The sequence below is a fragment of the Lentilitoribacter sp. Alg239-R112 genome (genome assembly GCF_900537175.1).
GTDB lineage: Bacteria > Pseudomonadota > Alphaproteobacteria > Rhizobiales > Rhizobiaceae > Lentilitoribacter.
Genome location: NZ_LS999835.1, coordinates 321,707 through 343,881 on the forward strand (window position 1 = coordinate 321,707; position 22,175 = coordinate 343,881).

The 22,175-nt window shown below is 44.3% G+C and carries 27 protein-coding genes and 1 tRNA gene; 15 read left to right on the top strand and 13 right to left on the bottom strand.

Going from position 1 to position 22,175, the window contains the following annotated elements; translation table 11 throughout:
- Positions 1–53: 53 nt before the first annotated feature.
- The 3 genes from G3W54_RS18400 to G3W54_RS18410 are packed head-to-tail and all read left to right on the top strand — an operon-like array spanning position 54 to position 2,869.
- A complete protein-coding gene (locus G3W54_RS18400) occupies positions 54–1,073 on the top strand; it encodes a TRAP transporter substrate-binding protein (RefSeq protein ID WP_162654751.1) in 1,020 nt (339 codons plus the stop codon).
- On the top strand, positions 1,074–1,568 hold the full coding sequence (locus G3W54_RS18405; RefSeq protein WP_162654752.1) for a TRAP transporter small permease: 495 nt from the start codon (positions 1,074–1,076) through the stop codon (positions 1,566–1,568).
- Complete coding sequence (locus G3W54_RS18410; protein ID WP_162654753.1) at positions 1,565–2,869, top strand: TRAP transporter large permease; 1,305 nt, start codon at positions 1,565–1,567, stop codon at positions 2,867–2,869. The genes G3W54_RS18405 and G3W54_RS18410 overlap by 4 nt, the downstream gene beginning before the upstream one ends.
- Positions 2,870–2,892: 23 nt before the next feature.
- Here the strand turns inward: G3W54_RS18410 and G3W54_RS18415 are convergent.
- Positions 2,893–2,977 (bottom strand) — tRNA-Leu (locus G3W54_RS18415).
- Between the two features lie 90 nt (positions 2,978–3,067).
- Positions 3,068–3,337 (bottom strand): DUF5665 domain-containing protein, encoded by a 270-nt coding sequence (locus tag G3W54_RS18420; RefSeq protein WP_162654754.1) that lies wholly within the window; start codon positions 3,335–3,337, stop codon positions 3,068–3,070.
- A 99-nt stretch (positions 3,338–3,436) separates the two neighbouring features.
- On the opposite strand from G3W54_RS18420, the gene G3W54_RS18425 reads away from it, so the two are divergent.
- Positions 3,437–4,018, top strand: coding sequence for a YqaA family protein (locus G3W54_RS18425; protein WP_162654755.1), 582 nt, complete (start codon positions 3,437–3,439; stop codon positions 4,016–4,018).
- A 9-nt stretch (positions 4,019–4,027) separates the two neighbouring features.
- Positions 4,028–4,564 carry a disulfide bond formation protein B gene (locus tag G3W54_RS18430; protein WP_244627993.1) on the top strand — a complete coding sequence of 179 codons (537 nt, stop codon included), beginning with the start codon at positions 4,028–4,030 and terminating at the stop codon, positions 4,562–4,564.
- Here the strand turns inward: G3W54_RS18430 and G3W54_RS18435 are convergent.
- Both G3W54_RS18435 and G3W54_RS18440 read right to left on the bottom strand, forming a co-directional pair.
- The gene (locus G3W54_RS18435; RefSeq protein WP_162654756.1) at positions 4,561–5,118 is read right to left on the bottom strand and encodes an HNH endonuclease; all 558 of its coding nucleotides are present in this window, start codon (positions 5,116–5,118) and stop codon (positions 4,561–4,563) included. The two genes, G3W54_RS18430 and G3W54_RS18435, sit on opposite strands and share 4 nt — an antisense overlap.
- A 95-nt stretch (positions 5,119–5,213) precedes the next feature.
- A complete protein-coding gene (locus G3W54_RS18440; RefSeq protein WP_162654757.1) occupies positions 5,214–5,858 on the bottom strand; it encodes a DNA-3-methyladenine glycosylase in 645 nt (214 codons plus the stop codon).
- Between the two features lie 62 nt (positions 5,859–5,920).
- Between G3W54_RS18440 and gluQRS the strand changes: the two genes are divergently transcribed.
- Positions 5,921–6,802 carry a tRNA glutamyl-Q(34) synthetase GluQRS gene (gene gluQRS / locus G3W54_RS18445; protein WP_162654758.1) on the top strand — a complete coding sequence of 294 codons (882 nt, stop codon included), beginning with the start codon at positions 5,921–5,923 and terminating at the stop codon, positions 6,800–6,802.
- On the opposite strand, the gene G3W54_RS18450 is transcribed toward gluQRS, so the two are convergent.
- The 5 genes from G3W54_RS18450 to G3W54_RS18470 form a co-directional block, all read right to left on the bottom strand.
- The gene (locus tag G3W54_RS18450; RefSeq protein WP_162654759.1) at positions 6,789–7,031 is read right to left on the bottom strand and encodes a sulfurtransferase TusA family protein; all 243 of its coding nucleotides are present in this window, start codon (positions 7,029–7,031) and stop codon (positions 6,789–6,791) included. The two genes, gluQRS and G3W54_RS18450, sit on opposite strands and share 14 nt — an antisense overlap.
- Before the next feature lie 14 nt (positions 7,032–7,045).
- Positions 7,046–8,260 (bottom strand): murein L,D-transpeptidase family protein, encoded by a 1,215-nt coding sequence (locus G3W54_RS18455; RefSeq protein ID WP_162654760.1) that lies wholly within the window; start codon positions 8,258–8,260, stop codon positions 7,046–7,048.
- Between the two features lie 170 nt (positions 8,261–8,430).
- Complete coding sequence (locus G3W54_RS18460) at positions 8,431–9,387, bottom strand: acetyl-CoA carboxylase carboxyltransferase subunit alpha (protein ID WP_162654761.1); 957 nt, start codon at positions 9,385–9,387, stop codon at positions 8,431–8,433.
- 115 nt (positions 9,388–9,502) lie between these two features.
- Positions 9,503–10,468 (bottom strand): site-specific tyrosine recombinase XerD, encoded by a 966-nt coding sequence (gene xerD / locus G3W54_RS18465; RefSeq protein WP_162654762.1) that lies wholly within the window; start codon positions 10,466–10,468, stop codon positions 9,503–9,505.
- Positions 10,465–10,614: a histidine kinase gene (locus G3W54_RS18470; RefSeq protein ID WP_162654763.1), complete on the bottom strand. Its 150-nt coding sequence runs from the start codon at positions 10,612–10,614 to the stop codon at positions 10,465–10,467. Before G3W54_RS18470 ends, xerD begins: the two co-directional genes overlap by 4 nt.
- 169 nt (positions 10,615–10,783) lie before the next feature.
- Between G3W54_RS18470 and G3W54_RS18475 the strand changes: the two genes are divergently transcribed.
- The 3 genes from G3W54_RS18475 to G3W54_RS18485 are packed head-to-tail and all read left to right on the top strand — an operon-like array spanning position 10,784 to position 13,811.
- Positions 10,784–11,392: a shikimate kinase gene (locus tag G3W54_RS18475; protein WP_162654764.1), complete on the top strand. Its 609-nt coding sequence runs from the start codon at positions 10,784–10,786 to the stop codon at positions 11,390–11,392.
- Positions 11,392–12,528 carry a 3-dehydroquinate synthase gene (aroB, locus tag G3W54_RS18480; protein ID WP_162654765.1) on the top strand — a complete coding sequence of 379 codons (1,137 nt, stop codon included), beginning with the start codon at positions 11,392–11,394 and terminating at the stop codon, positions 12,526–12,528. Before G3W54_RS18475 ends, aroB begins: the two co-directional genes overlap by 1 nt.
- Positions 12,525–13,811 carry an HlyC/CorC family transporter gene (locus G3W54_RS18485; RefSeq protein ID WP_162654766.1) on the top strand — a complete coding sequence of 429 codons (1,287 nt, stop codon included), beginning with the start codon at positions 12,525–12,527 and terminating at the stop codon, positions 13,809–13,811. The genes aroB and G3W54_RS18485 overlap by 4 nt, the downstream gene beginning before the upstream one ends.
- Before the next feature lie 9 nt (positions 13,812–13,820).
- Here G3W54_RS18485 and G3W54_RS18490 read toward each other — a convergent pair whose 3' ends face one another.
- Positions 13,821–14,102 carry a BolA family protein gene (locus tag G3W54_RS18490; RefSeq protein WP_162654767.1) on the bottom strand — a complete coding sequence of 94 codons (282 nt, stop codon included), beginning with the start codon at positions 14,100–14,102 and terminating at the stop codon, positions 13,821–13,823.
- Positions 14,103–14,268: 166 nt separating this feature from the next.
- Here G3W54_RS18490 and G3W54_RS18495 point away from each other — a divergent pair, with 166 nt between their 5' ends.
- Genes G3W54_RS18495 through G3W54_RS18510 form a run of 4 tightly spaced genes read left to right on the top strand, consistent with a single transcriptional unit; the run spans position 14,269 to position 18,845 of the window.
- Complete coding sequence (locus tag G3W54_RS18495) at positions 14,269–14,901, top strand: J domain-containing protein (RefSeq protein ID WP_162654908.1); 633 nt, start codon at positions 14,269–14,271, stop codon at positions 14,899–14,901.
- A gap of 38 nt (positions 14,902–14,939) precedes the next feature.
- On the top strand, positions 14,940–15,926 hold the full coding sequence (gene cobS / locus G3W54_RS18500) for a cobaltochelatase subunit CobS (RefSeq protein WP_162654768.1): 987 nt from the start codon (positions 14,940–14,942) through the stop codon (positions 15,924–15,926).
- Between the two features lie 12 nt (positions 15,927–15,938).
- Complete coding sequence (cobT, locus tag G3W54_RS18505) at positions 15,939–17,846, top strand: cobaltochelatase subunit CobT (RefSeq protein ID WP_162654769.1); 1,908 nt, start codon at positions 15,939–15,941, stop codon at positions 17,844–17,846.
- Positions 17,847–18,845, top strand: coding sequence for an esterase-like activity of phytase family protein (locus tag G3W54_RS18510; RefSeq protein ID WP_162654770.1), 999 nt, complete (start codon positions 17,847–17,849; stop codon positions 18,843–18,845). It abuts the gene before it with no gap.
- A 4-nt stretch (positions 18,846–18,849) separates the two neighbouring features.
- Here the strand turns inward: G3W54_RS18510 and G3W54_RS18515 are convergent, their stop codons facing one another.
- Positions 18,850–19,485, bottom strand: coding sequence for a queuosine precursor transporter (locus G3W54_RS18515; RefSeq protein WP_162654771.1), 636 nt, complete (start codon positions 19,483–19,485; stop codon positions 18,850–18,852).
- An 84-nt stretch (positions 19,486–19,569) separates the two neighbouring features.
- Positions 19,570–19,863 carry a 50S ribosomal protein L28 gene (gene rpmB, locus G3W54_RS18520; protein WP_162654772.1) on the bottom strand — a complete coding sequence of 98 codons (294 nt, stop codon included), beginning with the start codon at positions 19,861–19,863 and terminating at the stop codon, positions 19,570–19,572.
- Between the two features lie 254 nt (positions 19,864–20,117).
- Between rpmB and G3W54_RS18525 the strand changes: the two genes are divergently transcribed.
- Complete coding sequence (locus G3W54_RS18525) at positions 20,118–20,918, top strand: DUF3108 domain-containing protein (protein WP_162654773.1); 801 nt, start codon at positions 20,118–20,120, stop codon at positions 20,916–20,918.
- 6 nt (positions 20,919–20,924) lie between these two features.
- Here the strand turns inward: G3W54_RS18525 and G3W54_RS18530 are convergent, their stop codons facing one another.
- On the bottom strand, positions 20,925–21,368 hold the full coding sequence (locus tag G3W54_RS18530; protein ID WP_162654774.1) for a cupin domain-containing protein: 444 nt from the start codon (positions 21,366–21,368) through the stop codon (positions 20,925–20,927).
- Positions 21,369–21,420: 52 nt separating this feature from the next.
- Here G3W54_RS18530 and G3W54_RS18535 point away from each other — a divergent pair, with 52 nt between their 5' ends.
- Positions 21,421–22,173, top strand: coding sequence for a class I SAM-dependent methyltransferase (locus G3W54_RS18535; RefSeq protein WP_162654775.1), 753 nt, complete (start codon positions 21,421–21,423; stop codon positions 22,171–22,173).
- The last annotated feature ends 2 nt before the right edge of the window (positions 22,174–22,175 follow it).

Genomic DNA, 22,175 nt, shown 5'->3' on the forward strand with positions numbered 1-22,175 from the left:
CATAGATAATTATCTTAGTTAAGCGTTATTACGCACATTTGGAGGGAGAAAATATGCGACAGGAATTTAAAGGATTACGCAGTTTTGCAATTTCAGCTATATCGATGGCTGGTATCATTACAGGTGTTACATTTGCGAATGCAGCTGAGTTAAAAGTTGCTCATTTTATGCCGGCGACGCACCCAATGGACAAAGGTGTTATGACGCCATTAGCGGAACAATTGAATGAGGCAACAAACGGTGAGCTAACGATCCGAATTTTCCCGTCTGGTGAACTCGGAAAGGGACCAGCCCAACAATATAAACGTGTTGTGACAGGGGTAGCCGATATTGTTTTTGGTATACCTGAATATACGCCGAAGCGATTTAGTAAAACAGCGATGGTGCATTTACCTGGATTATTTCCAGGTGGTGAGGCAGCGACCAATGCACTTTGGGACAATATCGATCTTCTTGCAGATGAATACGAAAAAACAAAGCTGCTCGGTTTGTGGGCAAACAACCCATCTGTATTAATTACGCGCGATAGGGCTGTGCGTACAGTTGCAGACATGCAAGGAATGAAAATTCGAACGCCAAACCCTGTCATGGCAGATTTAGTGAAAGCATGGGGTGGTATTCCCGTCTCAATGCCAACAATCGACACATATAACGCGATGAATACGGGTGTCATTGATGCTGTGATGATTGGCCCATCAGGCATTCGTTCCTACAAACTTAATGAAACTGCAAAATATGTCACAACCAATATCCCCTCAGCGCTCGATAGTTTTTACCTGTTGATGAATAAATCAAGCTGGGAAAACCTGAGTGATGAACACAAAGCTGCGTTGGATGGTCTTACAGGTCGAGAATTAAGCTTACGTGGTGCAAAATCTTTCTTTGAAGCTGGACAAGCAGGTCTAAAATTGGCGCAAGAAACTGGTTTGGAGCTAATTGAGATCGACGCAGAAGCAGACAAAGAATTCCGAACACAAATGCAAAAAGCATTGGATGCATTTGTCGCCAACGTCGGTAGTGAGAAGAATATTGACGCAAGTGCATTAGTTGATGCATTGGCGGGCAAATCATAAGTGTCCGGTGAAAAATTAAGTTCAGCTGCTGAAGGAGTGGCTGGCTGGCGCAACTGGATCGAGGTGCCGTTGGTAATCGGCGGTGCCTTGATTGTATTTGGGCTTATGGGGCTATCCGTGACAGATGCACTTTTGCGATCATTTCTCAACATGCCCATCTTCGGTGCGAATGATTACGCCCAAATACTTTTATCCTTTTTGGTTTCCATTAGTTTACCGCTGTGTGTCTTAGCTGGCCGACTAATTGCAATAGATACATTAAAAGCGATGGCCCCCGCAAAACTGCAAAAAACCTTGGACTGGATTATATCAATTTGCGGCTTCACGATGCTTAGTTATCTTGCGTGGCGTGCATTTTCCAATGCATTGGATGCCGCTGACTTTGGTGAAGCAACGCTCTTATTGCAGCTGCCCTTCGGTCCATCCTATTACGCTGTAGCAATTGGCTGCACTTTTGCAGCACTTATGCTTTTGCTAGAGAGATTATTGCCATGAGCCCGGAAATATATGGCATTCTAGGATTTGCGGCCTTATTCATGTTTTTGGCTATAGGTGTGCCGGTTGCGGTGTCGTTGCTCATAGTGGGATTTGTTGGCACAATCTTTTTGTCGGGCTTTCAAGCTGCGGCATTCACGTTAAGTGGGCAAGCCTTTGCCACGGTTACAGTTTATCAATTGACCATCATTCCCCTTTTTATTCTTATGGGAAACCTTGCCTCCACAGCTGGTCTTAGTCGGGATTTATTTGAAGCGGCACACAAAATTGTTGGGCACCTACGTGGTGGGTTAGCTGCAGCAACCATTGTAGGCTGTGCAGGATTTGCGGCGCTATCAGGCTCCTCTATCGCTTCAGCGATAACCATGGGTAAGGTTGCCTATCCAGAAATGAAGCGGTTTAATTATGGAGCGCGGCTTGCAACCGGTTCAATAGCTGCCGGCGGGACGCTCGGTATTCTCATTCCGCCATCTACGGGGTTTGTGATCTATGCTGTTCTCACAGAAGAATCCATTGGCCGACTCTTCATGGCAGGAGTCATTCCAGGTCTACTGCTGACAACAATGTTTCTCATTGCAATTGCAATTGTGACTTTTATCTGGCCTAGCGAAGGGCCACGTGGTCCAAATTTTACAATGAGGGAGAAGATACGAAGTTTATTCCGCGCTACAGGAATTGCTATCATTATCCTGATCACGATTGGTGGAATCTACACTGGGTTCTTCACCCCAGTTGAAGCCGCAGGTGTTGGCGCATTCTTTGCTTTAATTATGCTTATTTTACGTGGGAAGTGTACATTTAAAAACCTCTACCATGTGAGTGCTGAGACACTTAAAACGACGGGTATGGCATTTTTTATTTTGGTCGGTGCAAATGTATTTGCCCCTTTTGTTGCTTTGTCTCACCTACCAACAACAATAGCTGGCACAGTGACAGGTTTTGAACTTGGAACATATGGTACATTAGCCATCATTCTTTTTGGTTACATTATTTTGGGTATGTTCATTGAAGGCTTATCTTTATTGGTCATCACCCTCCCAATTGTGTTCCCGCTCGTGACGGGTATGGGTTTTGATCCGATTTGGCTCGGTGTTGTTATGGTCATTGTTTTGGAAATGGGACTTATTTCACCGCCTGTGGGGGTAAATGTTTTCATTGTTAAAAGCGTTGTGCCTGACGTAAAAATTGAAACAATTTTTGCTGGCATCATGCCATTTTGGTTAGCTATGATCGCGACATTAGCCCTCATAGTCGTATTTCCACAAATTGCGCTTCTACTGCCAAATGCGATGTATAACTAACTTGGTATTTCTAGATAAGATTTTGGTACCTCCCGCCGGAATCGAACCGGCACTCCGTGAGGAATTGGATTTTGAATCCAACGCGTCTACCAGTTCCGCCAGGGAGGCCCGAGGAGCGACATACTATATGCATTTGAGTTAGGCAAGTCTGAAAAAGAATAAAGCAAATTAAAAAAATAGCACTCATTCTTGTATGATCTATTTTGTAGGTTGCAACATAATCAAAATTTCTTTTGCCCATTCGCCGATAATTGGGATGAAATCTATTGTTGATAGAAAGTAAACCAAAACGGAAACAAGTACTGTTGCACCAACAACTGAACCTAGGCCGAATGCCAATCCTCGCATGAATTGAAACCCAAGCATTCGCGGCATTGAATTGTGAACTTTGATATAACGATGATTATTAATTTTGCTCAATTCATCGCGCAGCGAAGAAATTTGTATCTCGAGGTTCTGATCTGACATAAATGGCCTTTTGAAGCAGTAATCTTCTTTAGATTTTAGTTTACAAATTTGTATATAGAGCTACAAGAACCATATCCCAAGATAATACTGGATTACCAAATGATCAGACGCCTTTATGATTGGACCATGTCACTTGCTGCGACACGTCATGCTGAAAAAGGTTTGGCCAGTGTATCATTTCTAGAAAGTTCAGTCTTCCCAATTCCGCCGGATGTTTTGCTGATCCCAATGGTGATTGCAAATCGCGATAAATGGGTCCGCATTGCGCTTATTTGCACATTATTTTCTGTTCTCGGTGCGTTTTTGGGATATTTTATCGGTGCGTTTTTGTATGAAACGATCGGTAAAGCTGTTTTGGAGTTCTATGGAAAAGCAGATTCGTTTGATAAGATTTCACAATGGTATAATACTCACGGTGGTTGGGGAGTACTTTTTGCTGCGGTCACGCCGTTTCCCTATAAGGTTTTAACGATTTTTTCCGGTGCAACTGGCTTGAATCTAGTAACGTTTGCGATAGTAAGCATTATTGGTCGAGCGGCGCGTTTTTTCCTAGTGGCATATTTGCTTCGCAAATTTGGTGAGCCAATTAGATTGTTTATAGAAAAATATCTTGGCCTCCTTTTTGCCCTATTTTTGATATTGCTTATTGGTGGGTTTTATGCGGTGCGTTACGTTTTTTAGGGGTTGATATTGTCTAACGAAAATTCGTTGCTGGATTCATTAAAATCACCAACATCCAATGACCATAAAGAGGTATCATTTTATCTCGCAATTGCCATGGCAATTGTTGTGGGCTCTGCGCTCGCGTTCGAACATATCGGTGGCTATATTCCTTGTGCATTATGTCTTGAACAACGTACTCCTTATTATGTAGGCGCTCCGATTTTGGTGTTAGCTGCGTTGTCAAAAATCATCACGGTGCCAGCTATTATTACACGATTGCTGATTTTAATCGCAGGCCTAATTATGCTTTATGGCATGGGGCTTGCTGCATTTCATTCCGGCGTTGAGTGGCTATGGTGGCCGGGGCCTGAATCATGTGGTGCTGCTGCTGACGGGCTATCTGGCAATGCAGGCGACTTGCTTGCTGATTTGAATGCAAAGCGCCCTCCTTCATGTGACAAAGCAGCATTACGCGTCTTTGGATTATCATTTGCGGGCTGGAATGTATTTACAAGCGCTGTCTTGGCATTTTTCACACTGCGATTGGCTGTCAGAAAAGCTTAAGGCTGTAGTTCTGAATCCCAATAAAGATAATCAAGCCAGCTTTCATGTAAGTGGTTTGGCGGGAATAGCCGGCCATTTTTGTGTAGATCATGAATAGTTGGTTGGTAGGGTGTTTGTCTTGGAAACATTTTAGCTTGTTGAGGAAGCTTGCCGCCTTTTTTCAAATTGCACGGCGAGCAGGCAGCTACAATATTTTCCCACGTTGTTTCTCCACCGCAACGGCGGGGGATAACATGGTCAAACGTTAAATCTTCTTTGGAATAGCAATATTGGCATTCAAATTTATCACGCAGGAAGACATTAAATCGTGTGAAAGATGGATGTTCTGGAGGTTTGACATAGCTCTTTAAACAAACCACGCTTGGAAGTTTCATTGAAAAACTTGGTGATGAAACTTCATGTTCGTATTCTGAAATAATATCCACGCGATCTAAAAACACAGCTTTGACCGCATCCTGCCATGACCAAAGCGACAGCGGATAATAACTCAGGGGCCTATAGTCCGCATTTAATACAAGTGCGGGCAGAGACTCAGGCGACACAGCAATCGTCAAGTTCATCTCCTGATCGATACAACGTTCTCAGTTACGTATACTACGCATCATATGACGTTCTTGTGAAATGAAATCAGATAATTTTCCAAAGAAAATCAAATTGGGTTTTTGTCGAAGTTTTTAATATCTGCGTAATATGCCCAAAGAATTCGGGCTGCAACGCTACGCCATGGCGCCCATCGTTTTGAATATTCCCGCAGGTCTTTTTGATCAGGTTGCACACCATCAAAAAAAGCATGCCCCGATGCCGTGCGTAGAGCAATATCCCCTGCGGGAAATATATCCGGGTGACCGCAGCATGATAAAAGATAAACTTCGGCAGTCCACGGCCCGATACCCTTCAAAGATATCAACTCTTTCAATGCTTTATCAGGGTTGTGTTGTTCTAGCAAAGTGAGAAATTCCGGGCTATCAATCAGCTTATTAGCCACGCCTAAAAGTGTAGTCGCTTTGGCGCCCGATAAGCCAAGGTTCCTTAGTTTTTGTTCGGTCGATTGGGCAATGTTTTGCGGTGTTAGAAAGCCAAAATATGCCTTCTGTTTCTCCCAAATGGCATCCGCTGCTGCACGTGATATCAGCTGTGATGTGATGATGTTTGCGAGGCTTTCAAAACCTGTTTCTGCTCGGCGTAATGGAATGTGATTAAGTTTCTCAATAATGGGAACGAGCAGAGGGTCCCGTTTTTTGAGGTCTGAAACCGCCAATAAGATATCGGCTTGCGAATCGATTCGTTTATTCATCTTAAGGATATATCGTAAAATCTTCGGATGACGAAAATGGTTTCTCATGCAATAGATGTGATATGATTACGGATATTGGAAAATGCGTCCGCTTTGCGCCAAGCTCAAATGGGTATTTACACCGTGGCCACGCTTACTCGGCGCTTCTCAATTGGCAATTTTCGCAAGACTATGATGCTGAGTTTCTTCTGCGGATGGAAGATATAGATATCACGCGATCGAAACCTGAATTTGTGGATGCAATTTTTGAAGATTTAAGATGGCTTGGGCTAGATTGGCCTGAACCAGTATTATTTCAATCCTCTCGTTTTGAAGCATATCAAGCAACTCTGCAAAATTTGATAGAACGTGATTTGGTGTATCCGGCCTTCCTCTCAAGGAAGGACATTAACAGTCTCATCGCGATCTATGAAAATGATGGTATTCATTGGCCGATAGACCCCGATGGCAGTCCTCATTATCCGGGTAAATGCAAAGAGCTATCACGCCAGGAACGTAAATTACGAATTTTAAATGGTGAGGCGCATAATTGGCGGCTGGATATGAGAGCTGTCCTCGATCAGCTTGGACAAGATGTGACTTGGGTGGAGTTTAATGCTGAGCTGAAACCAACTAAGATAGAAGCTAGCCCTGAGGCTTGGGGTGATGTTGTTATAGCACGACGTGATATTCCGACGAGTTATCATTTGTCTGTTGTTCTAGATGACGCTGAGCAGGGTGTGGATTTTGTTATTCGTGGGAAAGATCTGTATCATTCGACGTCAATCCACCGTGTTCTGCAAATTCTGCTAAATTTGCCAGCGCCCAATTATCGACATCATGATCTTATTATGGCTGACGAACATTTTAAATTATCAAAAAGTGATGGTTCGCAATCACTCAAAGATTTGCGTGAAAAAAAGAACCTCACGCGAACTCAACTTCTGAAACTCATTCATCTTTAGTTGTGTCGGTTAACTTCTCAACGATGAAGACATGACCATCTTTATCAACAGAAGAAGAGATGAGTTTTTGGTTAAACTCATTGCAAAAATGGGGGATATCGAGCTGCGCCATTGGATCGGTTGTCATAACCTCGATCTGTTCTCCAATCTTAGCATGATCACGCAAATAGCGTCTCAGCCGCAAAACGGGTAAAGGGCATTTTAAACCTTTAAGATCAAGTGTTTTCATGAGGCGGCTATACGCTAACCATCTGAGTTGGATTTTCGTTTCCAAAACTTCCAGCGAGGTGTTTTTTCCTCAATCGTTGCGTTAGCGGCAGTAGGAACGGGCACATCCGCTGCATTAATTTCCTGCGGTGCTATGGATGTATTCGCTTCAGAATGGGTGGTCGGGTCGGGCTGAGTTACTTGGTTTGTTTTGTAAAGATTGGCAGCCAAACCAGTATTTCTTGGTGCGTCGCTGTTTTGCTTCCGTGAGAAAATTGATGCAACCGGTGAGAAAGCTTGTGTGAGTTGTTCATTGCGTTTTTCTGCAATTTCGGCCCGTTCTGCAGCGCGGGCTTGAGCTGCGATTTTTGCAACTTCAGCCTGTTGTTCCTTTGCAGCGGTTTTATCCAACTTGGCAACTGCTTCTGCGAAATCTTTCTCATATTTCTTCTGAAAATTTGCATGCGCAAATTGCAGCGACTGTGGTTGAGACATTTGTGGGCAAGCGGCGCTTGCGCGGAAACGCCCATTATCTTCTGCAATTTGATTGAAGACATATTGACGTCCGCAGACTTCTACCTTCGGTGGTTGTTTCGTAATTTCGAAATGATCGTAACCTTCTTTGAGCATGTTCCAAAATTTAAAACTTTTATGATCGCGATGCCGTGCCATATTCTCAGCGGTCAGGCGAAAAGGATAGGCTTGAACTTGAAAGTATTTTTGCCCGCCTTTAAATGCATCTCTTGCAAAACCAAAGATTTCTAAAACTTGCTCATCGGTCATAGAATAGCAGCCAGCTGATGAGCATGCGCCATGTACCATTAAATTGGATCCTGTACGCCCATGGGATCGGTCATAACGGTTTGGAAAACCCATATTGAAGGATAAATAATAGCTTGAGTTCGGGTTCATTTGGTGAGGATGGATCCGGTAGAAACCTTCAGGCGCTTGGCGATCGCCTTCTTTGAATTTGGGGCCCAAGGTTCCAGACCATTTGCAGATGGCGTAATTTGTTACGATCTCGTATCGGCCATTTGGCTTTTGTTTCCAGACTTCGAGCGTGCCTTCTTCTTTAAAAATGCGCATCATAATAGGTGAGCGGGTGCTCATACCTTGCGCTTTCATTTGGCTTACAAGTTTTTTCGGAAGCGGGTGTTCTGCCTTGTTGGCGACGGATGTAAGTGTGTCATTACATCCAGCTAAAGCTAAACAGCCTGCCAAAACGACCCATTTCGTATCTAAAAAAGCCATATACCGCTCGTCTAATATCAAACCAAATCAAATTCAAAACTACGTCAGAAGTTCTACCACCCTTATGGTTGTCGAAAACTTACCATGGGCGTTAAAAAAAAGCAGATAAACAGATTGTGATCGAAATAATCCCATCGAATATTATGTTCATATGGGATCTAAATATCAAATTAGCCTAAATTACGGCCTATTGCCAAGAATTTCTCTCGGCGCTCTTTGCGAATATCATCGCCGGATTTATCTGCAAACTCAGCGAGTGATGATGCGATGACATCACGCACACCAGAAATTACTGTTTCTGGCTCACGGTGCGCACCGCCAACAGGTTCGGCAATAATGCCATCAATGACGCCTAGGCCTTGTAAATCTTGTGCTGTAATCTTCATGCCTGTTGCCGCATCTTTGGCTCGCGCGGAATCACGCCAAAGAATGGATGCTGCGCCTTCTGGTGATATTACACTGTAGATCGAATGTTCGAGCATAAAGACTTTATTGCCAACTGCGATTGCGATTGCTCCGCCAGAGCCGCCTTCGCCAATAATGATTGAAATGATTGGAACGCGTACGTTCAGACACATTTCAGTTGAGCGTGCAATAGCTTCGGCCTGGCCGCGTTCTTCTGCGCCAACACCAGGATATGCGCCGGCTGTATCAACCAGCGTAATGATGGGCATATTAAAACGATCAGCCATTTCCATCACGCGAATGGCTTTCCGATAACCTTCAGGACGTGCACTACCAAAATTGTGTTTAATGCGCGTTTCTGTGTCACCACCTTTTTCTTGCCCTAAAACAGCAACAGCTTGACCATTAAATCGCGCGAGACCTGCCTGAATAGCTTCATCATTTGCAAATTTACGGTCGCCAGCTAGCGGTGTAAACTCTGTAAACAGTTTTGCCGCATAGTCCACAAAATGCGGGCGCGCTGGATGACGGGCAACCTGCGTTTTCTGCCACGGATTTAACCGACCATAAATTTCTGCAGTTGCTTCGCTTGCCTTAACTTCAAGGCGTTCTACCTCTTCAGATGTATTGATGCCTTCATCGTCACCTGAAAGTGTTTTTAACTCACGAATTTTACCCTCAAGGTCGGAAATAGGTTTTTCGAAATCTAGATAATGCTGCATAATACTCAAGGTGCCCAGGTTTATACTTTTTGGGTTTAAATTATTTTGAACCGCAATAAAGCATTCTCTTCTCAAAAGATAGGTGGTTTGGGCGCGGTTTCAATGTGCAGTAGCTCTAATCGGGTTTTTTATCTAGTTTTGCAAGAGGGTGATGCTCATTGACCAGTTTTTTCAATCGTTCATCGAGTACATGGGTGTAGATTTGTGTGGTTGAAATATCAGAATGTCCCAGTAACTCCTGTACAGCACGTAAATCAGCACCATTGGCTAACAAATGGCTTGCAAAAGCATGCCTCAAAACATGTGGTGAGATTTTTTCGATATTAAGACCTGCAGATTGGGCTGTATCTTTGAGTTGCCGGGCAAATACTTGACGCGCCAAATGACCCGTTTTGGATGATGCAGGGAAAAGAAATGAGCTGTCGTCGGGCTTTTTTGTTGCCTGGTGATGTTTTTTATGAAGATCGATATATGTTTCAAGCGCACGTCTTGCAGCTCCAGAAATTGGTACAAGACGTTCTTTATTGCCTTTGCCGGTAATGAGAAGAAACGGCTCGTTACGCTTGAGTACGTTTTTTGGCAGAGCAACTAGTTCGCTGACCCGCATACCTGTTGCATATAAAAGTTCTAAAAGTGCATGAAAGCGAACATGTTGTAGTTTTGTAGATAGGCTTTGTGTTGGGTCGTTGGCTTTATCATCTGCCGTTTTTAGTAGCAGGTCAACATCACTTTCAGACAGTGTTTTGGGCAAGGTAACTTGTGATTTAGGTGCATCAATAATGCCGGTAGGGTCGTTATCCCTTAGGCCTTCGTCATGTAGAAAACGAAAAAATTGCTTCAATGATGATAGATGCCTGCTTTGCGATGTGGCGGCAAATCCTTGATCTGCCATATGGCTCAAGTAGGCACGAATATGATCTGAGGATGCTTCAGTTAATTTGATATTTTTCGTTTGCAGGAAACCTCTCGCGTCATCGAGATCACGGGTGTAAGATTCAACCGTATTGTTAGCTGCACCACGTTCAGCAATCATCATCTCCAGGAAAGCTTCAACATGGGCTGCGCTGAGATCTTGTTTCATTGGTCGCGATAAAGTTGTTCTGAGGGCACTCGGATCGTTATCTCTCGATCTTTCGGCTCGACATAATTGACCAGTGCAAACATGATCCCATAGCCAATCCCGACAATGATGCCGATAACAAACAGCAATCTGAATAATGATGGCATTTAGCTCTTTGAATCCTTTGAAAAAACAACTTCTTTTTATGAAGATTTTCGTAAACTCGCAACTAATATCTTAAGTTGGCAAGTTTGAGCGGTTTTATAAACTCGGGCTTTCCCCTTGACCTAGGCGGGCTGTTGCCCGATAGGGATAGGGAAATCTGGAGTTTGATAATTGTCCGCACAGGATGAAAATGATTTGGCAGAAATTGGGCGGTTGGCGCGCGAAGCGTTGGGCGACACTAATCTCGTGCTTATTGGTCTTATGGGCGCAGGAAAGTCAGTGATTGGTCGAATGCTTGCTCAACTTATGGAGCTGCCGTTTGTAGACACAGATGATGAGATTGTCGCTGCTGCACAAATGCCGATTACGGAAATATTTGAAGCTTATGGCGAACCAGAATTTCGCGCTTTGGAAACACGCGTTGTTAAACGGGTTTTGCAAACTGGTCCGCAAATTGTTTCTACTGGCGGCGGGGCTTTTATGAATGAAGAAACACGGCAAAATGTTCTTTCGAGTTCCGTAACCTTATGGCTCAAGGCTGATTTTGATGTGTTGTGGCAAAGGGTTTCAAAGCGATCGACGAGGCCACTACTTCAACAACCCAACCCGCAGAAAATCCTTCGTGATTTGATGGATGCCCGTTATCCGATTTATGCGCAGGCTGATTTGGTTGTCCAATCACGTAATGCGCCAAAAACTACAGTGGTGAATGATGCGGCAAAAGTGATCGCCGGAGCAGCCGAAATAGCACAAAGCAAATTATCTGAGATGGAAAACTAATGTCCCAGACACCTCATGATTTAACACAAGAATGCGTTAAAGTATCATTGGGAAATAGATCCTATGATATTCTTATCGGTAGAGACCTGATGAAAAAGGCAGGGCAGGAAATTACATCGCGTTTGCCAAATGCCCGCGCCACAATTATTACCGATGAGAATGTGGCTGAACATTATTTGAAGCCATTATCGGCCAGTTTGAAAGAGCACGGTATTGATGTTGAGCCACTTATCTTAAGTGCTGGTGAGAAAACCAAGAATTATGAAAACATGGCACGTGTTTGTGACCATATTTTGGAGTGTAAGTTGGAGCGCGGTGATGCCGTAATTGCTCTGGGTGGTGGTGTCATAGGTGATTTGACCGGATTTGCAGCAGGCATCGTACGACGGGGCATGAAGTTTATACAGGTGCCAACGAGCTTGTTGGCGCAGGTGGATTCATCTGTTGGTGGTAAGACAGGGATTAATACCGGAGCAGGCAAAAACCTTGTCGGTGTATTCCATCAGCCGCAATTGGTGCTGGTGGATACGAATACGCTGGATACTTTGAGCGACCGCGAAATGCGGGCGGGTTATGCAGAAGTTGCAAAATATGGCTTGATTGATCGGCCGGATTTTTTCGAGTGGTTAGAGAAAAGCTGGCAAGGTATTTTCTCAGGTGGTCCTGAACGTATTCAGGCAATTGCTACAAGTTGTCAGGCTAAAGCTGATGTTGTCGCTGCCGATGAGGAGGAGCATGGGTGCCGCGCACTTCTTAATCTTGGCCACACATTTGGTCATGCGCTTGAAGCTGCGACCAAATATGATAGCACTAGGTTAGTTCATGGCGAAGGTGTTTCGATTGGAATGGTGCTTGCATATAAGTTTTCTGCTCGAATGAATCTTGCCAGTCCCGATGATGCGGTGCGTGTTGAACAGCATTTGAAACAGGTTGGTTTACCAATTTCGCTAAATGACATTGACGGAGAGCTTCCGCCAACCGATATATTAATGGAACATATTGCGCAGGATAAGAAAGTCTCACGCGGAGATTTAACCTTTATTTTGACAAAGGGCATTGGACAGTCCTTTATAGCAAACAATGTGCCTGCCGATGAAGTGCGGCGCTTTATTGAAGAAACACGGAATAATAGATGATCGAAGCTTTTTTGCTATTTGTTGCCGCTCATTGGGTGACACTTGTTGCGATTTTATTTCTGATTGGGTTTTCTGCTTTTTTTTCTGGCTCTGAAACAGCGCTAACTGCGGTGTCGCGTGCGCGAATGCATTCGTTGGAAAATAACGGAGAAACACGAGCGGGGATGGTGAGTAACCTGATTGAACGCCGCGATAGGCTTATTGGCACGCTTCTTATCGGCAATAATTTGGTCAACATTTTGGCTTCATCGTTGGCGACAAGTCTACTTTTGTCAATTTTCGGCGAATCGGGTGTTGTTTGGGCCACGCTTGTAATGACGGTCATGCTTGTTGTGTTTGCGGAGGTGTTGCCAAAAAGCTGGGCGATCTCCGCGCCAGATAAATTTGCCCTCACGGTCGCTCCCATTATTCGTCCTTTTGTGTTGATTATTGGGCCTCTTTCAAGCCTTGTGAACTGGGTTGTTCGAGGGATCTTGAGTATCTTTGGGGTAAGCTTGGCGTCTGGCGATTTTATGCTGTCTCCGCAAGAAGAAATACGTGGCGCGGTGGATTTGCTTCATAAAGAAGGTTCGGTGATCAAAGCGGATCGTGATCGCCTCGGTGGCGTTCTTGATTTGGGTGAATTGGAAGTTTCAGATGTTATGGTTCACCGCACATCCATGACAATACTCAATGCCGATGATGCGCCGGCTGATAATGTGAAGCTTATTCTCGAAAGTCCTTACACACGGATGCCAATTTGGCGCGATGAAGCGGATAATATTATAGGCGTCATCCATGCAAAGGACGTGTTGCGGGCTTTGGCCACTTCTGGTCAGAAGGCTAGTGACATCGATTTAATGAAAATTGCGCAGAAACCTTGGTTTGTGCCAGATGCAACAAATCTTAAAGACCAGCTCAATGCCTTCCTCCGACGTAAAGCTCATCTTGCCATCGTGGTTGACGAATATGGTGAAGTTGAAGGCATGGTTACACTTGAAGATATCCTGGAAGAAATCGTCGGTGATATTGCCGATGAACACGATCTTGATGTTCAAGGTGTAAAACAACAAGCTGATGGCTCGGTTATTGTGGATGGGTCTGTGCCGGTTCGTGATCTAAACCGAGCATTTGATTGGTCGCTACCGGATGAAGATGCGACAACGATTGCAGGTCTTGTTATTCATGAATCACAGATTATTCCTGAGGAAAAACAAGCGTTTACCTTCCATAATATGCGGTTTATTGTGCTTAAAAGATCAAAGAACCGGATCACCAAATTGAGTTTACGTCCTATCGAGTAGTCCGGCGACCTACCAGTTTTTTGCTTCACTGGGTGCGGCTAAATCCAGCGCAAGTGCATGTAAACCACCATCAAATGCGCTTTGCATTGCCTCGTTCACTGCACGATGGCGGGCAACTCGAGATAGTCCAACGAAGCTTGCAGATACCATTTGAATTCGGAAATGAGATTCACCTTTGCCATCAAATCCTGGTTGATGTCCGGCATGTAAATGACTTTCATTAATAACGTTTAATTCTACTGGATCGAAAATTGACTTCAAATTAGCAGTAATTGTGTCTTGCAACGTCATCATGTTCTCCTTATTACTCTTCTAGTGTCATTGCCCTGAAAAATGCCATTCGTCTAGATATATTTTAATGGCCTTGGGTAATAGACAATTTCGTGACCCGATCATGTGGAATTTTGATTACCTTGTTTCGCATGGTCCTATTTCAAAAAGTGCTGATGAATTAAATATGAAACTTAATTCCAAATATTTCGATTCGATTAGAACCAAGCCGAAGGGCACAAAAAAAGGTTCAGTCAAGAAGGATGCTGAGCAATCTGAGTGTCAATGGGACGGGTGCGAGAAAAAAGGCGAGCATAAAGCGCCAGTAGGTCGCAATGCCGAAGGTAAGTATTTCAAGTTTTGTGCCGATCATGTTCGTCAGTACAACAAAGGTTACAATTATTTTGAAGGCTTGTCTGATGGTGAGGTTGCTCGGTATCAGAAAGAAGCTTTGACAGGCCATCGCCCGACATGGGGCATGGGTGTCAATAAGAAGGTCAAGCATACACCGTTGAAAGATCCTGGTCCATCGGGCAGTGCAGGCTCGCGTGCGCGTATGAATGATACATTTGGTTTCTTTGAGCAGTCCGAGCGTCAAGCGCCAGAACCGAGAATGAGAAAACTTAAGGCGCTTGAGACCAAAGCTTTTGATACGTTAGGGCTCCCGGCTGCCGCGTCGTCCGATGATATTAAGGCTCGCTATAAAGAACTGGTAAAAAAGCATCACCCTGATGCAAATGGTGGCGATCGTGGTTCTGAAGAACGTTTTAGAGAAGTTATCCAAGCCTACCAGATGCTAAAATCGGCTGGTTTTTGCTAAACAATTTTAAAAATTTTTCCCAAAAATGAGATTAAAACATGAGCGCTATACAAACAAATACGCCTGACATCGAAATATCAGTCAGAGATACGTTTGGAATCGATCTTGATATGAAGGTTCCTGCATATTCAGAAGCTTCTGGACAAGTGCCTGAGATAGATCCTGATTATATTTTTGATGAGGATACGACACTTGCGATTTTAGCAGGGTTTTCACACAATCGTCGTGTGATGGTGAGCGGTTATCATGGTACGGGTAAATCAACTCATATTGAACAAGTTGCTGCGCGCCTCAACTGGCCATGTGTACGTATCAATCTTGATAGCCATGTCAGCCGGATTGACTTGATAGGTAAGGATGCGATTATTGTTAAAGATGGTCAGCAAGTAACCGAATTTAAAGATGGTATCCTGCCTTGGGCCTATCAAAATAATGTTGCGCTTGTGTTTGATGAGTATGATGCTGGCCGTCCAGATGTGATGTTTGTGATCCAACGGATTTTGGAAACATCAGGCCGTTTAACGCTGCTTGATCAGAGCCGCGTTATTCATCCGCATCCTGCGTTTAGACTGTTTGCTACAGCCAACACTGTTGGTTTGGGTGATACAACTGGTCTTTATCATGGTACTCAACAGATTAACCAAGCACAGATGGACCGTTGGTCAATTGTAACGACATTGAATTATCTGCCACATGACAATGAAGTTGATATCATCATGGCGAAGGTTAAGTCCTTTAAAGGTGTTGAGGGGCGTGACACTGTCTCTCGTATGGTCCGTCTTGCGGATATGACACGCCAATCATTTATCGCTGGTGATTTGTCGACTGTTATGAGCCCAAGAACTGTGATCACATGGGCTGAAAATGCTGAGATTTTTGGTGACCTTGCCGTTGCTTTCCGTCTTACATTTGTTAATAAATGTGATGAGCTTGAGCGTTCTTTGGTTGCTGAGCATTATCAGCGTGCATTTAACGAAGAGCTTAAGGAAAGCTCTGCCCATGTCATTATGAGCGCGGCGGGTTAGTAGAGGCACCTCATGGCAGCTGGTCGCGGTGATAACCGGAAAAATAATCCCCCAGGTCAGATAGACGCTGAGCCAATCAAGCGGTCTATTGCTGGCTGCGTTCGTGCGCTTTCTGGAGATAAAGAGCTTGAGGTGATTTTTACAAAAGACCCTCCGGGCACTGCTGTAGGCACCATTCGGTTGCCTGAATTGCCAAAGCGTCCCAGTCTTAAGGATTTATCGATCGTTCGGGGGCTTGGGGATTCTTTTGCGCTTAAGCAAGCCTGCCATAATGAAAAAGTGCATATGAAAATGACGCCTGAAGGCGCCGATGCACGGGCAATTTTTGATGCTGTTGAGCGGGCGCGGGTTGATGCCATCGGCTCAACAAAATATTCTGGTGTTGCGAAAAACCTTACTGCAATGCTTGAAGACAGGTATGAGAAGCAAAATTACACCACTATCCAAAATCGTGAAAGTGCGCCGCTTGAAGAAGCTTTGGCACTTATTGTCCGCGAACGATTAACTGGTGCTAAACCACCTGCAAGTGCTGGTCCTGTTGCTGACCTTTGGCGTGATTGGGTTGAAGAAAAAGCTGGTGGGCAGCTTGATCAACTTATTGAGAATATGGATGAACAATCTGATTTTGCGCATGTTGTGCGTGATATGCTCGTCTCTATGGATGTTGCCGAAGAATATGAAGGTGACGATGCGCCGCCGGAAGATAATGAGAGTTCATCTGAAGAAGAGCAGCCTCGCTCCGAAGAAGAAACATCAGAAGAGATGGAAGAAGATGCAGGTTCTGAATCGGCACCCGCAGAAGATAGTGAATCTGCTGATGATCAGATGGATGAAGGCGAACAGGATGGCGCTGAACTTTCCGATGATGACTTCACTGACGATGGTGATGAAGAAGCAGAAACACCGGGCGAAACCAAACAACCTGATATACCATTTGCAGCACTGAATGAAAAACTGGATTATCGCATTTTCACGCCTGAGTTCGATGAAGTTATCAAAGCAGAAGAACTTTGCGATGAAGAAGAACTTGATCGGTTACGCGGTTTTCTTGACAAACAGCTGGCAAATTTATCCGGTGCTGTGAGCCGATTGGCAAACCGCTTGCAACGTCGCTTAATGGCGCAGCAAAATCGTGCCTGGGATTTTGATCTTGAGGAAGGCCATTTGGATACGGCGCGCTTACCTCGCATTGTTATCGATCCGACACAATCTTTGTCATTTAAACGCGAGCGCGATACGAAATTCCGCGATACGGTGGTTACGCTTCTTATCGATAATTCAGGTTCTATGCGCGGGCGCCCCATCACAGTTGCTGCTACATGTGCTGATATTCTTGCGAGAACACTTGAGCGCAGCGGTGTGAAAGTTGAAATTCTAGGCTTTACAACAAAAGCCTGGAAGGGCGGTCAAGCACGTGAAAAATGGCTCGGCGATGGCAAACAGCCAGACCCTGGTCGTTTGAATGATCTCCGCCATATCATTTATAAATCCGGTGATGTGCCATTGCGTCGTGCGCGGCGAAACCTTGGTTTAATGATGCGTGAAGGCTTACTTAAAGAAAATATCGATGGTGAAGCTCTTATATGGGCTCATAACCGTCTTCTCGCACGTAGTGAGCAGCGTCGTATCATGATGGTGATATCTGATGGTGCTCCGGTGGATGATTCAACGCTTTCCGTGAATAGTGGAAACTATCTAGAGCGTCATTTGCGCGGTGTTATTGAAGAGATTGAAACAAAGTCTCCAGTTGAACTTCTAGCGATCGGTATTGGCCACGATGTGACCCGTTACTATCGTCGCGCTGTAACGATTGTTGACGCGGAAGAATTAGCTGGTGCTATGACTGACCAATTGGCTGAACTGTTTGCGGAAGAACCTAATTTGGGTCGTCGTTCTGGCCGTGTTATGAGAGCAAGCTAGATGCGGATGAGGCGACTAGCGGCACCCATTCTTTTGTCTTTCTTTTGTCTTATTCCCTGCGCCAATGCCGATATTGTGAAGGTCGACGTGAATACGCGTTTGATCGAAAACTTCAAAGTCGGTTCAGATGAAGATGTCTTTGGTCATTTGCAATTTCTTGGTGGTCTTGAGTTGTCTTCTGATAATGATTTGCTTGGTGCCATGTCAGCTATTCGATTAACCGCTGATCGCTCAACCTTCATCGGCGTAGCGGATACTGGTCATTGGTATGGTGGTAACATTAAACGCGATGATAATGGTCGATTGTCAGGTATAGCTTCGTTTGAAATAGCACCCATGCTTAATGAAGAAGGGAAATATTCAACCGCGAAGTGGAACCTTGATGCCGAAGGCTTAGTTATAAAGGATGAGTATATTTATGTTAGTTTTGAACGTAACTCGCGGATTGAAGGCTACAAGCTAGCAAACCCAATGCAATCGGCTGCTGTTAAGTCTTTGCCTGTGCAAATACCGAAACGAGAATTCAGAAGAAATGGCGGACTAGAGGCCATTGCGAAATCACAAGTTGATAGCCCGCTAGAAGGTGCTATCGTTGCGTTTTCTGAGCGGAGTGTGAATACTGAAGGTGATCTATTTGCTGCCATTATTGATGGTACTGAGCCGGGTGTGTTCTTTGTGAAACGAAACCCACCCTATAATATCACAGATGCTGATTTCTTACCTAATGGTGACCTACTTCTGCTTGAACGTCGATTTAGCATCGCTCGCGGTATAGGTATGCGTATTCGCCGAATTGATGTATCGACAATCAAAAAAGACGCGACAGTTGACGGGGATATACTAATCGATGTTGGTTCTGGTTATCAGATTGACAATATGGAGGGAATGTCTGTAACGACGAATGATCAAGGTGAGGTTTTTATCACCCTGATTTCAGACGACAATCATTCGTTCCTGCAGCGAAACCTAATGCTTGAGTTTAAGCTTCTACAGCAATAATAAATTACGCGGCAGCGGTTGTTTTGCCACCAGTTAAATAAGGTAGTGCTGCACCATAAGGGATTAGCATTACTAAGCCCACAATCAGTTTCACACCAAGGTCACCCATTGCCCACGAAATCCAACGTGGAGCCTCCATAGCAAAAAGACCTAAGAGTGGTGCATTTTCTAGAACAAATGTATCTTCAAATCCTAAGAAACCAAATCCAGCTGAAAATGCGATAGCAAAGAATAGAACCGTGTCGATAATCGAGCCGATGATGGAAGATATAAGCGGTGCGTGCCACCAAGTTGATTTACGAAGGCTATTGAAAATTGAAACATCAAGTAGTTGAGCAATTAAAAAAGCAGAACCTGATGCAATAGCGATACGCGGTGTCGCAAGCCAGATTGAAAGGCCAACAGCAATTAGAAAACCAACGGCAACAACTATACGAGCAGATTTGGTACCAAATTTCCGATTGGTCATATCTGTGATCAAAAAGGCTATTGGGTAGGTAAATGCGCCCCATGTCAGAAGATCAGCTAGGTTATAATCACTGATAGTGTAATTGACTGGAAATTGGACGAGATAATTTGAGGCAACAATGATGAATGCCATCAAAAAAATAAACGGAGAAATAGATTTTACATTTAGCATTTTTTTATCCTGGGTGATGCCACCAGTTAAAATAAAGGCAGGCCTTGAAGGAGCCTGCCCAGCGAAACTGAATTTGAAGCTAGACTAAGCTGCAGCTTCAGCTAGTTTTTTTGAAAGTTGCTTTTTGATCAAACGTGCACGTGTTGATAAATCACGGTCGTTTGCTTTCGCCAAAAATGCATCCAAACCACCACGATGCTCAACAGAGCGAAGCGCGTTAGCAGAAATACGCATACGAAAGCGCTGATTTAGAGCTTCTGACATCAAAGTCACGTTGCAAAGATTTGGCAAAAACTTGCGCTTTGATTTATTGTTGGCGTGGCTAACATTGTTACCAGATTGAACGCCTTTTGCAGTTAGTTCGCATGTACGAGACATTATAACACCTATTTATACTAGGCCATTCCCACGTAGAAAATCGCGCGATTTGCGCGCCTAACCAGTAGAGACCTTTTGGAAAGTTGCGGTTTCATAGTCATAATCTGAGAAAACGTCAAGTAATTTGATGGCGTCAGACTGACGAAATGTTACAATGTGACTAATAATAGACATAATCTTACAATATCACAATTTTGTTGGGACTTTCCAATCGGTTTTCCGGCCAGCCAGTTTTCCGATTTGGACTTTAAGAAATGAAGAAAATGAAATTAAAGAACCTTTTCGTTTTTACGGCGCTTTCATGCGTATTCACGACTGCTGCGTTACCAAGTGTTGCTGCAGCTAAAACCGCAAACTCGTCTTATAAGCTTGTTATTCATGGAATTACGCTGGCAAAGCTAAATTTCAAAACCGAAATTAGTGGTGAGACATTCAAAACATCTGGCAGCATAAAATCGTCATCGTTAGCCGATATTGTAGCAAAAATTCGAGGTGAAACGACCGTTACTGGTAAAGTTACGCCGCATATGTTTCGCGCTGATCAATATAAAATAAACTATACATCAGGTGATGAGAAGCGCGCTTTCGATGTGCTTTACAATGAAAATGGTAAAGTCACACAAAGTAAAATTTCACCTGAACCCAAAAGCCGCCCTTCTGACTGGGTAAAGCTTAAGGATGCTGATCTTCTGTCTGTGGTGGATCCAATTACGAGCCTAACTTTGCCTTATAAAGGGCCTAAATCACCAGTTTGCGGTCGTACAGTTTCGATATTTGACGGCGAAACTCTTGTTGATCTTAAATTGAAGTTCATTGGCCATGCTCGTTATAAAACAAAGGGTTTTAGGGGGCGTGTGGTTAAATGTCAGGTTACATTTACGCCTAAAGGTGGCTATCGGGCCAATCATGATTCGGTTAAATATTTGCAACAGGCAAAAGGTATGGAAGTTTGGTTTGGGGTTAATAAGCACATGAATGCTCATGTTCCAATGTTTGCAAAAATTCCAACAAAAATCGGTGATGTTCGTGTGTCTGCTACCGAAATCGGTTCTTAAAGGAAACTAAATCTGAGATGGCGCCCAATTTGGTTCTGCCATCTCAAATTTTTCAAACTCAAATCCTGGCGCTACTGTGCAGCTAACCAACGCCCATTTGCCAAGTGGCTTGGCGCTTTGCCATTCGTTCGCCTCAACAATTGCTTGTGGGCGCTCGCCATTTATTAGATCAAGCCCCAATTGAAACACTTTTTTAGTTCGCCCATCTTTGGAGATTGAGAGTTCCATTGGTGCACCGCCATGCCACAGCCAAACCTCAGTTGCATCGATAACTCTATGCCAGTGCGATCGCTGACCCTCTTCGAGTAGATAATAGATTGCTGTTGAATGGCCTCTGGTCCCTCCATCACTATCTCTAAAGGTCTGAACGTACCATCCTCCCTCAGGATGGGGTTCCATAGCTAAAATATCGATAATGTCACGTGGTTTAAGATTGTTATTTAAGTTCATGAGGTGGTCCAACCTACTTGCGAAATTGACGTTTCAATCCTAAATCTAAGGAATGAATACAGATATTGTCGATTTGCGAGAATTTTACAACTCACGACTTGGACGCCGCGCGAGAGATAAAATCGCGATGGCACTGTCGGCGGTATGGTCGGCAAGTGGCAATGAGCGACTTTTAGGGCTAGGTTATACCTTGCCATATCTTGATCGATTTCGTTCGGATGCAGAACATACAATTGCATTTATGCCGGCAAAGCAGGGTGCTATAGCTTGGCCACGGCATGAACCGTGTGCAGTATCATTGGTTTTTGACGAAGAATTACCATTGGCGGACAGTTCCATTGACCGCATATTAATGGTGCATTCGCTCGAATTTACTGAAGACCCAGCGGAAACGTTAAAAGAGATCTGGCGCGTTTTATCCCCCAATGGAAGTGTAATTGTGGTTGTGCCGAATAGACGAGGTGTATGGTGCCGATTTGAACATACGCCATTTGGTGCGGGGCAGCCCTATTCACGAGGACAACTCGCCCAACTTCTCAGAGCTGCTAATTTTACACCACGTGGAAGTTCAGAAGCATTGTTTTTTCCACCAACAGATCGCGCACCAGTGCTGCAAGCTTCCCCCATGTGGGAAAGGCTTGGGCGGAGGTTTTGGCCCCTGTTTTCTGGCGTGATCGTCATGGAAGCTCAAAAGAAATTATATCAGGGACTTCCCGTTGCAGAGCGTTCTTCACGGCGTATTTTCGTGCCAGTACTTTCCCCACAACCGTCGTCTCTTGGTCGTAACAAAAGAGAAAGTGACTAGTT

Coding starts and splice junctions, on each gene's coding strand:
- G3W54_RS18400 (WP_162654751.1), top strand. CDS start 54: ATGCGACAGGAATTTAAAGGATTACGCAGTTTTGCAATTTCAGCTATA.
- G3W54_RS18410 (WP_162654753.1), top strand. CDS start 1,565: ATGAGCCCGGAAATATATGGCATTCTAGGATTTGCGGCCTTATTCATG.
- G3W54_RS18420 (WP_162654754.1), bottom strand. CDS start 3,337: ATGTCAGATCAGAACCTCGAGATACAAATTTCTTCGCTGCGCGATGAA.
- G3W54_RS18425 (WP_162654755.1), top strand. CDS start 3,437: ATGATCAGACGCCTTTATGATTGGACCATGTCACTTGCTGCGACACGT.
- G3W54_RS18440 (WP_162654757.1), bottom strand. CDS start 5,858: ATGAATAAACGAATCGATTCGCAAGCCGATATCTTATTGGCGGTTTCA.
- gluQRS (WP_162654758.1), top strand. CDS start 5,921: ATGATTACGGATATTGGAAAATGCGTCCGCTTTGCGCCAAGCTCAAAT.
- G3W54_RS18450 (WP_162654759.1), bottom strand. CDS start 7,031: ATGAAAACACTTGATCTTAAAGGTTTAAAATGCCCTTTACCCGTTTTG.
- G3W54_RS18455 (WP_162654760.1), bottom strand. CDS start 8,260: ATGGCTTTTTTAGATACGAAATGGGTCGTTTTGGCAGGCTGTTTAGCT.
- G3W54_RS18460 (WP_162654761.1), bottom strand. CDS start 9,387: ATGCAGCATTATCTAGATTTCGAAAAACCTATTTCCGACCTTGAGGGT.
- xerD (WP_162654762.1), bottom strand. CDS start 10,468: ATGAAACAAGATCTCAGCGCAGCCCATGTTGAAGCTTTCCTGGAGATG.
- G3W54_RS18470 (WP_162654763.1), bottom strand. CDS start 10,614: ATGCCATCATTATTCAGATTGCTGTTTGTTATCGGCATCATTGTCGGG.
- aroB (WP_162654765.1), top strand. CDS start 11,392: ATGTCCCAGACACCTCATGATTTAACACAAGAATGCGTTAAAGTATCA.
- G3W54_RS18485 (WP_162654766.1), top strand. CDS start 12,525: ATGATCGAAGCTTTTTTGCTATTTGTTGCCGCTCATTGGGTGACACTT.
- G3W54_RS18490 (WP_162654767.1), bottom strand. CDS start 14,102: ATGACGTTGCAAGACACAATTACTGCTAATTTGAAGTCAATTTTCGAT.
- G3W54_RS18495 (WP_162654908.1), top strand. CDS start 14,269: ATGAAACTTAATTCCAAATATTTCGATTCGATTAGAACCAAGCCGAAG.
- cobS (WP_162654768.1), top strand. CDS start 14,940: ATGAGCGCTATACAAACAAATACGCCTGACATCGAAATATCAGTCAGA.
- cobT (WP_162654769.1), top strand. CDS start 15,939: ATGGCAGCTGGTCGCGGTGATAACCGGAAAAATAATCCCCCAGGTCAG.
- G3W54_RS18510 (WP_162654770.1), top strand. CDS start 17,847: ATGCGGATGAGGCGACTAGCGGCACCCATTCTTTTGTCTTTCTTTTGT.
- G3W54_RS18515 (WP_162654771.1), bottom strand. CDS start 19,485: ATGCTAAATGTAAAATCTATTTCTCCGTTTATTTTTTTGATGGCATTC.
- rpmB (WP_162654772.1), bottom strand. CDS start 19,863: ATGTCTCGTACATGCGAACTAACTGCAAAAGGCGTTCAATCTGGTAAC.
- G3W54_RS18525 (WP_162654773.1), top strand. CDS start 20,118: ATGAAGAAAATGAAATTAAAGAACCTTTTCGTTTTTACGGCGCTTTCA.
- G3W54_RS18530 (WP_162654774.1), bottom strand. CDS start 21,368: ATGAACTTAAATAACAATCTTAAACCACGTGACATTATCGATATTTTA.
- G3W54_RS18535 (WP_162654775.1), top strand. CDS start 21,421: ATGAATACAGATATTGTCGATTTGCGAGAATTTTACAACTCACGACTT.